Below are 10,269 nucleotides of genomic sequence, written 5' to 3' on the forward strand. Positions count from 1 at the left end.
CCCTCTTACCTTTAACCTCTCACCTCAAACCTTTTACCAATGATCGATACCAATTCCTATCAAGGTATCATTGTTATTGTTGATGATACCCCCAATAATCTGGGAGTATTATTTGATTTCTTAAGCGATTCTGGCTTCAAAGTTTTAGTAGCCCAGGATGGGGAAAGTGCGATCCAAAAAGTTGAATATGCCAAGCCAGATTTGATTTTATTGGATGTGATGATGCCCGGAATTGATGGATTTGAAACCTGCCGTCGTCTGAAAGCTAAACCATCGACTCGCGATATCCCGGTTATTTTTCTTTCCGCTCTTTCTGATGTGGTAGATAAAGTCAAAGGATTCAATCTTGGCGCAGTTGATTTTATCACTAAACCAGTCCAGCAAGAAGAAGTTAAAGCTAGAGTAACTACTCACCTAAAGCTGCGAAACCTGCAAAAGGAAGTGGAAGCGCAAAATCTCAAACTCCAAGCGGAAATTCAGGATAAACAACGAGTACAAGAGTTTCTCAAGCAAGCCGAGGAGAAATATCGCAGTATCTTTGAACGAGCCACCGAGGGTATATTTCAAGCTACTAATGAGGGCAGATATATTACCGCTAATCCAGCTTTAGCTAGTATTTTAGGTTATTCTTCTCCAGAAGAGTTGATGAATGAAATTACCAATATCGGACAGGAACTTTACGTCGAACCTAACCGCAGGGATGATTTGGCGGTTCTGATGAATCGGTACGGTACTTTGTCAGACTTTCAATCTCAGGTGCGTCAGAAAGATGGTCAAACTATTTGGATTGCCGAGAATATTAGTACAGTTAAAGACGAAAATGGGAATCTCCTCTATTACGAAGGTATAGTTACTGATATTACCGATCGCAGAAAGTCAGAAGTAGCTCTGAGATCCGCTCGCAAACGCTCAGAATTGTTGCTACTGAATATTTTACCTCAACCGATCGCCGAACGTTTGAAACGGGGCGAGCGGACGATCGCAGATCATTTTGATGCGGTAACTATTATGTTTGCAGATCTGGTTGATTTTACTTATTTTTCTACCAAAACTTCACCAACGGAACTCGTGGAAATTCTTAATCAAATTTTCTCTAAGTTTGACCGATTGGCAGAAATTAATGAGATTGAGAAAATTAAGACTATTGGTGATGCTTATATGGTAGCCGCTGGTTTGCCGAAACCCCGTCGAGATCATGCCGAAGTCATTGCAAAAATGGCTTTGGATATGCAACGAAGCATTGCTGAATTCAATCAGGAGGTAGGTAGAGATTTCAAGCTAAGAATTGGCATTAACAGCGGTCCTGTGGTGGCTGGTGTGATTGGGATTAGGAAATTCAGCTACGACTTGTGGGGGGATACCGTAAACACGGCTAGCCGGATGGAATCCCACGGTTTACCAGGTGCGATTCAAGTGACTCAAGCTACTTATGAATTATTACGCGATCGCTATCGATTCGAGAAGCGTGGTCCGATCCAAATCAAGGGTAAGGGAGAGATGATAACTTATCTACTTCAGGGGGACTAGGTTTTTTGGAGTGGGGAGTAGGGAGTAGGGAGTAGGGAGTAGGGAGTAGGGTGTGTTAGCGGAGCGTAACGCACCACGAGCGCTATCTGTAATCTAGGGAGTAGGGTGTGTTAGCGGAGCGTAACGCACCATTGTTACTATCTGTAATGTAAACTATTAAGTCCTGAAAACTTTTAACTTTTAACTTTTAACTTCCACTCTATCTGTAGAGGGAACAAACTCTTCAACCACTACATCTAGTGTAAACCCACCTAAATATCCTTTGATTAGGGTAATTGTCACCTCCAAATTGAACAGAGTATCTTGTCACCGAACCAGAGAAACCTGTGCTATCATCTGGGAAGAAATCCTCTTAATTTCAATGACCGATGAGCAAGGTTCTGGTGTTAAACGCCTCTTACGAACCCCTCAACATAACCAACTGGCGACGGGCGGTGGTCTTGTTGATCAAAGGAAAAGCGGAACAGGTTGAACATAATGGTAAATACGTTTACCCAGAATTCCCGATCCCCACGGTTATTCGACTCCGCCACTACATTCGGGTTCCTTACAAAGAAATACCTCTTACCCGCCGTAATATCCTCTACCGTGACGGTAATTCCTGTCAATACTGCGGTTACACAGGCGATGAGTTAACCCTGGATCATGTCATGCCTCGATCTCGACATGGAAGTGATTCTTGGGAAAATATTGTTACTGCCTGTGTTCGCTGCAATATCAAAAAAGGCAATCGCACTCCCAAAGAAGCCAATATGATTTTGCGTCACCAACCTCGCAAACCGTACAGTAGCCTCCATTTTGAAGTTGCTAAATATGTTAATGGTGGTTCTCATCAGGAGTGGCAGAAGTACGTGATTGGCATTTGAAACTTGGCTCGTTTCCGACCAAATACTTTTGGGGTTTACGATAGATATCTGGTGAAAAGATTCTCTTTGGGCAGGCGAGACGCTTGCCCTACATTATTTATGGGAGAGGTCAATTAAATGGAAAACCCAGCCTATTAGCTTAGGCTGGAATTAAATAATGAGTTTTCTATTCAACTAGTTCAAACTTCATCTTGCCAGAGGTAAGGTGAGATTTTTCACACATACCCTACTCCCTACACTCTACTAGTTATGGTCTGCCTTACGACGACGGCTGACTGCCAAAAGTCCTGCCACTAAACCTAAACCTGCCAAGGCTGTAGGTTCAGGAACAGCTTTTGTCATGAAGGTACTAGAGAAAGTGAGGTTGGAGAATGTCTCTGCGCCACGTTGGATAGTAAATGCTCCCTCACCTGAAGTCTGTTCCCCAGTTGCACTGGTAAAGAATCCATTAACTGTCACAATGTAATTTATAAAGCTCCCCGCTGAAACCATGTTTAGATTAAGGACGTTGTTAACAGTGAAAGTATCACCACCAGGAGTACCCAAGTCTAGAAGAAGGTTAGCGGGATTACCGATGCCGGTACTAAATGTTAGAGGTGAGTTATTTGTTAAAGATGAGTCACTAGTGGTGAAACTCCCAAAAAGAGAGCCAGTGGTGAACGGAATAAAGCTACCTGTTTGACTGTCTTCAAGAATTAAAATCTGCCCCGGATTGCTCGAACTCGTCTGAGCACTCGGAGCTGGACCAACCGGATTTGCAAAGAACGAAATTGAGTTTGCTGTAACGGTAACCGACGTAGCGGGATTAGTAGCTGAACCAAAGAAACTAAACTCACCAGTAAGTGCAGCACTAGCAGAACCAACATTGCCCACTAAAGTAGCAGCAGCAGTTGTAGCAACACAGGCGATGGCAAACAAATTTTGGCGCTTCATACTTAAATCCTTGGTAATGTAAACAAGTGGTTAGATTTGTAAGGAAGTGGAGATTTCAGGAAAGTATGAGCGAACTCTTACGATGAAAATCTCAAACTGTCTATGGCGAGAGGAGAGAGAACTCAATACCCTGACTTGTGAGAGTGAGATTAGATGTAACAAAATTGACTATTGTCTCACCTGTTACCGTCTCAATTGACCTACAATCTCTTTGCGACTGCCAAGTTCCTGAACCTTTCTTACACTTCCTACTGTAGAGGAATTCCTGAGAGTTGTAAATAGGTTTTTAGGAACTTTATCAGATCTTATTATTTGGTTTTTCTTGGATTAAAAGTAATCAGAAATATTATTAAATTACTGCCTAATCTTCACGGAAACTTCATACATAGTAGTTGGAGTTATGACGGATGCACACTATATATAGTGTATACAATCGTCAATTTCCGGGCATACACACTACAAGCACAGGTTTTTTCTAAAGTACTGTTCCTTTCTCTGTCTAGGTTTGACAGGGCTATTCCCGTACATTAGAAGAATTGCCGCTCCCTATTGATAAGGGAAATAGGGAGTAGAGAATAGGGAGTGGGGAAGGGGAAAATAATATTTTTTATCTCTATAGAAAGAAAATTAAACCAGTGAAAACTATAAAATTAGGACTTACGCAGTTATGCCATCTGTAGGGTGCGTTATGTAACGAACCCTACTATATATGGAGTTTAATGACAGATTTTGCGTAAGTCCTGAAAATGTGACGGGGTGACAAGCCCCCCGTCAGGAAAACCACCAAAATAACGCGGAAAATAAAGAAGTAGAGGCTAGTCTAACTCATCCTCGCCTGTACGAAAACTCTGCTCTCCGTCAGCCAATTCCAACCCATTTGAGGCCACATATTGACTCGCAACAGATGTAAATGCCTCCATTGATTGGATTGTCACCGTCTGCACAAGAAGAGTTCCTAGAACCTCAAGATCCTCTATCTTCCTAATTAGCACCCTCAATTGCGGTGGAATCTCTGAAAACCTCACTTCAAGGAAGGGAATAGTATCAGGCTTATTGCTTGTACTTATCCCCATTCCCCTTCAATCCACCAAAACCCGCCCCTTAGTTTCAATCACCCAAGGGATAAAGCACAATCCCAACAGCGGTACAAAGCCAAACCAAAACTGCGTTGTTAAAGCACTATTGAGGGCATTTGTGCCTTGGGAAGCCACACTACCTACTAAAAAAGGACCTCCTGCGGCGACAATTCTACCGATGTTGTAGCAAAAACCAGCACCCGTCGCCCGAATTCTGGTAGGAAAAAGTTCTGGTAGGTAGAAACTAAAACTACCAAATATACCAGCAACCCAAATACCCATGGGTAAATATAGGTACATGCGAATTTCCGGAGGTAAATCTAACCCAAAGGTAATCAGGATGGAAGCAGCAGAAGCAATAAAATATAGTGCAAACATCATCTTGCGCCCCAGATATTTGGCAATTGGTACTGTTAGGAATATACCAATTAAACACCCAAAATTAAAAATAATAGATGTCATCGCTTTCCATTTCTCCTCCAACATCAACGTAGAATTCCCATCCAATCCCTTTATTTCAGCAGCAAAATGAGCCAAGCTGCTGCTAGTTACGGGGAGGAAAGCACTCACACTCCACCAGGTAAGTAACGCTGTCAAGGATAATACAACACCACTTAAAGTAGAGGGCAAATTCTCGGTGTTGAAGAGTTCACTGAGTTTGGGGGGTAGGGTTGTGTTACTTGTTTTTTGCCAAGCCTCTGGTTCATCAATAAACCAACGGACTAATAGTGCAATTGCGGCAGGAATTAAACCAAATAAAAACACATAACGCCAAGAGGTTTCCGGATTATCTAGAAATATCACCCCAGCAATTTGAAAATTCACAAAAGTGGCAAGGAATATACCCATAGGTGCAGCAGTTTGAAGGAGTATGGCTGCTTCTAAACGCGATTTTTCCGGTACTGCTTCAGCTACCATAGCTGTACCAGCAGCCCACTCCCCACCAATACCGAGACTAGTGATAATGCGGCACAGGATCAAAACCCAAATATTGGGAACCAACGCACAGCTAGCCGTACCAAAAGCATAGAGTAGCATGGTGATTATTAGGGTTTTTGTCCGTCCAATTCTGTCAGCAACTTGACCAAAGAATACTCCACCCGCTGCCCAACCTAGGAGGAGAATTGAAGTTAATAAACCTGTCCAAAAAAATGTTGCCGTTTCCGCTTCTGGGGAACCAATAGTTAATCCTAACAGTGTAGGTATGCAATTAGGGGCAACGAAATTAAAGAGTAGGGCATCGAAAATATCGAAGCCCCACCCCAGCCACGCTGCAAATAGGATAGTCCATTGGTAACGATTCAAACTTAGCATGTTCTGGTTAAGCAGATTGGAGATGACCTGCTTAATTTATCATATTTTATTGCACAGGCAAGATGCCTGTGCTACGGGGGGTTAATTTATGGGGGATGGCAGAGACTTTGTTCTAAGTTTTAATGCCAAACATTATGCCACCAATCTTGAGGCTGACTCTCAGAAATATCCATTTTACGCCGAATATTATCAACTTTCCACCCCGTCAACTTAGCTAACGTCTGTGCCTCTTCTTCCAATCTGTCTGGTAACGATTCTTGATAGTCTTTTCCTGCATCACAATCCATTTCTCCGGTAAAAGGATGACGCAAAACATATCGTCCCTGAAATTGTTCGGTATTTGCAGTTTCTTGGAATATCAAGTCTTCTGGAAACTTGTTGGCGGTGTATCGCACATGGAGGCGAGTGATAAATACGTTATTCTGATTGTTAGAGTTTAGCCAAAATACTCCTGCTTTTTTTAGTTCTTCTGGAGTTAATGGTTCCGCAGCACAAGGATCGCACCATGCCATATTCCAAGCATATTCCATAAAAGCGACTTTTTTCCCTTCTCTTTCATAAGCTTTTTGGAACATTGACTTATAGAAATCCCCAAATTCATCCTTGACAAAAACAGGTATTTCTGCATCTGAAGGGACTTTGACTGTCCGATAATTTGTGATTTCTACTTGACCTTGTGGCGATAAAATATAAACGACTAAATCTTGTTCGCTGGTGGCATTAATTGTCCCCAATCGAATTGGCAACATAAACCGTGGCGATTCGTAAGCCATTTGAAGGGGGCGGAGCAATTTATAGCCTGCTTTTTCAAATTCTGCTAAATTAACTTTAGCGACAAAGAATTTTAACCCTTGGCGAATGTAAGGTTGGAGTAGTCTAGATGCACCGGATGGAATGCGGTAACCATTCTCTTTTAGCCAGGTTTCTAAACCATTAGATTCTTTGGCACTGAGAATGAGAATATCATATTCTCCTACTGTAAATCGCGCTTCTACTGTTACACCTAAAGCTTCTTCTCTTCCAGCCCTACCCGATGCTAATGGTGCTAGTGTTGGCTGCGCAAATGCACCATCGAATACTGGAGGCGGTGTACAGGGATCTGGGTCAAAATATTCTACCAATCTTGGGGCACTAAAATTATCTAATCTTTCGATAACTTGAGCATCGCCAACATGGACTTGCTCTTTTTCTAATACTACAGGTACTGGCACAACTAGGGCAAAATCTTTCACTTCTCCTTGATAGTCATTTGCCATAGTGATAATATTGCGACTTCCACTCCGTGCTATTACCACTTGGGAAGCTTGATTGTAGAGTTTCGTATCTGCTTTGGCTACATAAAAGCCACAAAAGGCTAAGGCTTGCGGCGCGAAACAAATTACAGCTATTACTGCTAGTAGTAAGGCGATTAATATTCTAACTGGTTTCATTATTTACCTCCTCCATGAGTTTTTAACCCCCTAAATCCCCCTTGTTAAGGGGGACTTTTTATTTCTAAATCATTAAGTATGTAGGGTTTGTTAGGCTTTGCTAACGCACCATTCCCAATCTATTCCTCGGTAATTCCTCGAAATATGATTAAACATCAAGGAAAAACGGAATTCCACCAATGTTCAGATTGACTTTGAGAAAGATTCATCTTATCGCGAATATCCTTAATTTTCCATCCTGTCAGTTTCGCTAAAGTTTGTGCCTGATCTTCATATCTTCCTGGCAATGATTTCTGATAATTTTCTCCCTCCTTACAATCCATTTCTCCTGCAAACGGATGACGCAAAACATATCGTCCCTGAAATTGTTCGGTATTTGATGTTTCTTGGAATATCAAGTCTTCGGGAAACTTATCGCGACTATATCTAACATGGAGACGAGTAATAAATACATTAGTCCCCGTATTCGGATTAAGCCAAAATACCCCAGCTTTTTTTAGTTCTTCATTACTTAATGGTTCCGCTGCACAGGGATCGCACCATGCCATATTCCAAGCATATTCCATAAAAGCGACCTTTTTTCCTTCTCTTTCGTAGGCTTTTTGGAACATTGACTTATAAAAATCTCCAAATTCTGACTTGACAAAGAGGGGAATTTCTGAATCCGACGGTACTTTTACAGTACGATAATTTGTGATTTCTACTTGTCCTTCTGGCGATAAAATATAAACGACTAAATCTTGTGCTGATTTCCCATTAATCATTCCCAAACGAATTGGTAGCATAAACCTTGGCGATTCGTAAGCCATCTGGAGGGGGCGGAGCAATTGATAGCCTGTTTTTTCAAATTCCGCTAAATTCACTTTCGCCACAAAGAATTTCATCCCCTGACGGATGTAGGTTTGGAGTAGTCTAGATGCCCCTGATGGAATTTGATAATCGTTTTGTTTTAGCCAGGTTTCTAAACCGTTAGATTCTTTGGCGCTGAGGATGAGAATATCATATTCTCCTACTGTGAATTGGGCTTCTATTGTTATTCCTAAAGCCTCATCATCTTTACGATTTCGGTCATCAAGTGTTGAGACACCGCCGGCTGGTTTTGGTGGTGCAAGCACCCGAAGGGAAATACATGGATTCGGATCAAAATATTCCACTAATCTCGGCGCACTAAATCCATCAAGTCGTTCGATAATTTTCGAGTCACCAACATTAACTTGCTCTTTTTCCAATACCACTGGCACTGGTACAACTAGGGCAAAATCTTTCACTTCTCCTTGATAGTCATTTGCCATGGTGATAATATTGCGATCGCCATTTCGGGCTATTACTACCTGAGATGCCTGGTTGTAAAGCTTTGTATCTGCTTTCGCCACATAAAATCCACAAAATGCTAAGGCTTGCGGTGCGAAGCAAATTACAGCTATTACTGCTATTAGTAAGGCGATTAATATTTTAACTGGCTTCATTTCTTTCGTATCTTTGTGTATTTGTGGTCAAATCATTCGATTAAGGGTTCGATTCACTTGGGGAAAGATTTCTTTTTTTCCTGATATCTTCAATCTTCCATCCCGTCAAATTAGCTAATGTTTCTGCCTCCTTTTTAAATCTTTCCTGTAAATACTTACGATAATATTGTGCTTCCTTGCAAGCCATTTCCCCTGTAAATGGATGACGTAATATATATCTCCCTTGAAACTGTTCAGTATTTGCTGTTTCCTGGAATATCAAATCTTCAGGAAACTTATTCCGGGTATATCGCACATGGATACGAGTGATATACGCAAGCGATAACTATCCGAACTAACTTCATGATTAACTCCTTTTCGCGATCGTTAATTTTTCATCGTCAACCGTCAACCGTCAATTGTCTGGTTTTATCCCCTCATTAAATCAACAATTAACCCTTAACGATTGACAATTGATAATTAACCCTTAACCTGCTTTAACTGACGAGCTTTATCCCAAGAAAATCTGGGGAATGACCAAATTCCATCCAAAACAATAGTTAATGGAGATAAAGCAAACAGAGCAAAGAAAACCCCAGTAGAAACAAAGAAATAATTCTGTAAAACAAAAGTCAGCATCGCTATAGCACTTGCCCAAAATAACCGACCAATTCTAGCATTAGGGATAGAACGAGGATCGGTAATCATAAATAGGGCAAAGAGTAACAATGAACCACTCATCATTCGATGGGCAAATACATCCCAAGTCCACCCCAACCAGATATTCCTAATCGCTTCTAGGAAAGCATAACTACCCAAAAAAGCTACCGTCGTATCCCAACGACCAACTCTTTTTAAAATTAAACCACCAGCCCCTGCAAATAATAGGGCATACCAAATCTCATCTCCCCACTGTCCCGGTGAAACCCAAGCATCATTAGTCAAGATTATTGCCGCAATAATACCAAAATTAGCAGGATTAAAAAAATGCTTGCCCCGCACTTTAAAAATAAACTTACTCAAAATTGCCAGAGCGCCTGCGATCATCATGGTACTGTAACTATCTACTCGCAATAGCAGGCTTAAACTTAGCGCCGTAATCAGGGCACTTTTCAGGGATTCTATCTTAATTGGAGTCCTGAAGATCCTGGTAATTGGAGATAGCACTTGAAAGTCGAAAGTGGGAATTCGGAATTCTTCGGGATCTATATTCTCTCTATTACTCCCATCTCGTTTGGTGAAGAGAGTGAGTAAATTTCCTTGCCCGTTTGACAAGAGGGATATTGCCAGCCACTGAGTAATCAGACAAGTCGCGATCGCAACGATAATTAAATCAGGTCTGATCGTCCAGTCTCTCATGCCAATCCCCAAGATTAGGAAGAGTGAGAGAAAGAGAATTTGAGAGTTTCTAGGATCTTGTCGCAACATTTTATTTTCGGTAATAGGGAATGGGGAATAGGGAATGGGTAGCCAGCCAGCTACTATTTCTGTCCTACTCCCCATCATGTGATGTTTTGCCTTTAGTTTGTAATCCTATTGTTAGGATGCGTCATTTCCAATATCTAGATTCAGTCGTTACACTTTTTGTAACGGTTCGAGAGTTTTGAGTGTTGAGTGTTGAGTTTTACCTCTCACCCCTAGTTTTAACTAGATTCCCCACACCCTACTCCCTACTCCC

At 41.6% G+C, this 10,269-nt stretch carries 8 protein-coding genes; 2 read left to right on the forward strand and 6 right to left on the reverse strand.

The window, feature by feature from the left end; translation table 11 throughout:
• Positions 1–39: 39 nt before the first annotated feature.
• Both NJ959_RS19305 and NJ959_RS19310 read left to right on the forward strand, forming a co-directional pair.
• The gene (locus NJ959_RS19305; protein ID WP_254013371.1) at positions 40–1,527 is read left to right on the forward strand and encodes an adenylate/guanylate cyclase domain-containing protein; all 1,488 of its coding nucleotides are present in this window, start codon (positions 40–42) and stop codon (positions 1,525–1,527) included.
• 368 nt (positions 1,528–1,895) lie between these two features.
• On the forward strand, positions 1,896–2,393 hold the full coding sequence (locus NJ959_RS19310; RefSeq protein ID WP_254013372.1) for an HNH endonuclease: 498 nt from the start codon (positions 1,896–1,898) through the stop codon (positions 2,391–2,393).
• A gap of 243 nt (positions 2,394–2,636) precedes the next feature.
• On the opposite strand, the gene NJ959_RS19315 is transcribed toward NJ959_RS19310, so the two are convergent.
• The 6 genes from NJ959_RS19315 to NJ959_RS19340 form a co-directional block, all read right to left on the reverse strand.
• Positions 2,637–3,326, reverse strand: coding sequence for a PEP-CTERM sorting domain-containing protein (locus NJ959_RS19315; RefSeq protein WP_254013373.1), 690 nt, complete (start codon positions 3,324–3,326; stop codon positions 2,637–2,639).
• Between the two features lie 1,079 nt (positions 3,327–4,405).
• Complete coding sequence (locus tag NJ959_RS19320; protein WP_254013374.1) at positions 4,406–5,716, reverse strand: MFS transporter; 1,311 nt, start codon at positions 5,714–5,716, stop codon at positions 4,406–4,408.
• 119 nt (positions 5,717–5,835) lie between these two features.
• Positions 5,836–7,146 (reverse strand): DUF2330 domain-containing protein, encoded by a 1,311-nt coding sequence (locus NJ959_RS19325; protein ID WP_254013375.1) that lies wholly within the window; start codon positions 7,144–7,146, stop codon positions 5,836–5,838.
• Between the two features lie 155 nt (positions 7,147–7,301).
• Positions 7,302–8,612: a DUF2330 domain-containing protein gene (locus NJ959_RS19330; RefSeq protein WP_254013376.1), complete on the reverse strand. Its 1,311-nt coding sequence runs from the start codon at positions 8,610–8,612 to the stop codon at positions 7,302–7,304.
• 40 nt (positions 8,613–8,652) lie between these two features.
• Positions 8,653–8,907: a hypothetical protein gene (locus NJ959_RS19335; RefSeq protein WP_254013377.1), complete on the reverse strand. Its 255-nt coding sequence runs from the start codon at positions 8,905–8,907 to the stop codon at positions 8,653–8,655.
• A gap of 164 nt (positions 8,908–9,071) precedes the next feature.
• Positions 9,072–10,019, reverse strand: coding sequence for an RnfABCDGE type electron transport complex subunit D (locus tag NJ959_RS19340; RefSeq protein WP_254013378.1), 948 nt, complete (start codon positions 10,017–10,019; stop codon positions 9,072–9,074).
• Positions 10,020–10,269: the final 250 nt, after the last annotated feature.

Source organism: Limnofasciculus baicalensis BBK-W-15 (assembly GCF_024178385.1).
Taxonomy (GTDB): Bacteria; Cyanobacteriota; Cyanobacteriia; order Cyanobacteriales; family Coleofasciculaceae; genus Limnofasciculus; species Limnofasciculus baicalensis.

Bases quoted from the DNA above. Each gene is read 5' to 3' on its own strand.
- NJ959_RS19340 (WP_254013378.1), bottom strand. From the start codon at position 10,019: ATGTTGCGACAAGATCCTAGAAACTCTCAAATTCTCTTTCTCTCACTC.
- NJ959_RS19325 (WP_254013375.1), bottom strand. From the start codon at position 7,146: ATGAAACCAGTTAGAATATTAATCGCCTTACTACTAGCAGTAATAGCT.
- NJ959_RS19330 (WP_254013376.1), bottom strand. From the start codon at position 8,612: ATGAAGCCAGTTAAAATATTAATCGCCTTACTAATAGCAGTAATAGCT.
- NJ959_RS19305 (WP_254013371.1), top strand. From the start codon at position 40: ATGATCGATACCAATTCCTATCAAGGTATCATTGTTATTGTTGATGAT.
- NJ959_RS19310 (WP_254013372.1), top strand. From the start codon at position 1,896: ATGAGCAAGGTTCTGGTGTTAAACGCCTCTTACGAACCCCTCAACATA.
- NJ959_RS19315 (WP_254013373.1), bottom strand. From the start codon at position 3,326: ATGAAGCGCCAAAATTTGTTTGCCATCGCCTGTGTTGCTACAACTGCT.
- NJ959_RS19320 (WP_254013374.1), bottom strand. From the start codon at position 5,716: ATGCTAAGTTTGAATCGTTACCAATGGACTATCCTATTTGCAGCGTGG.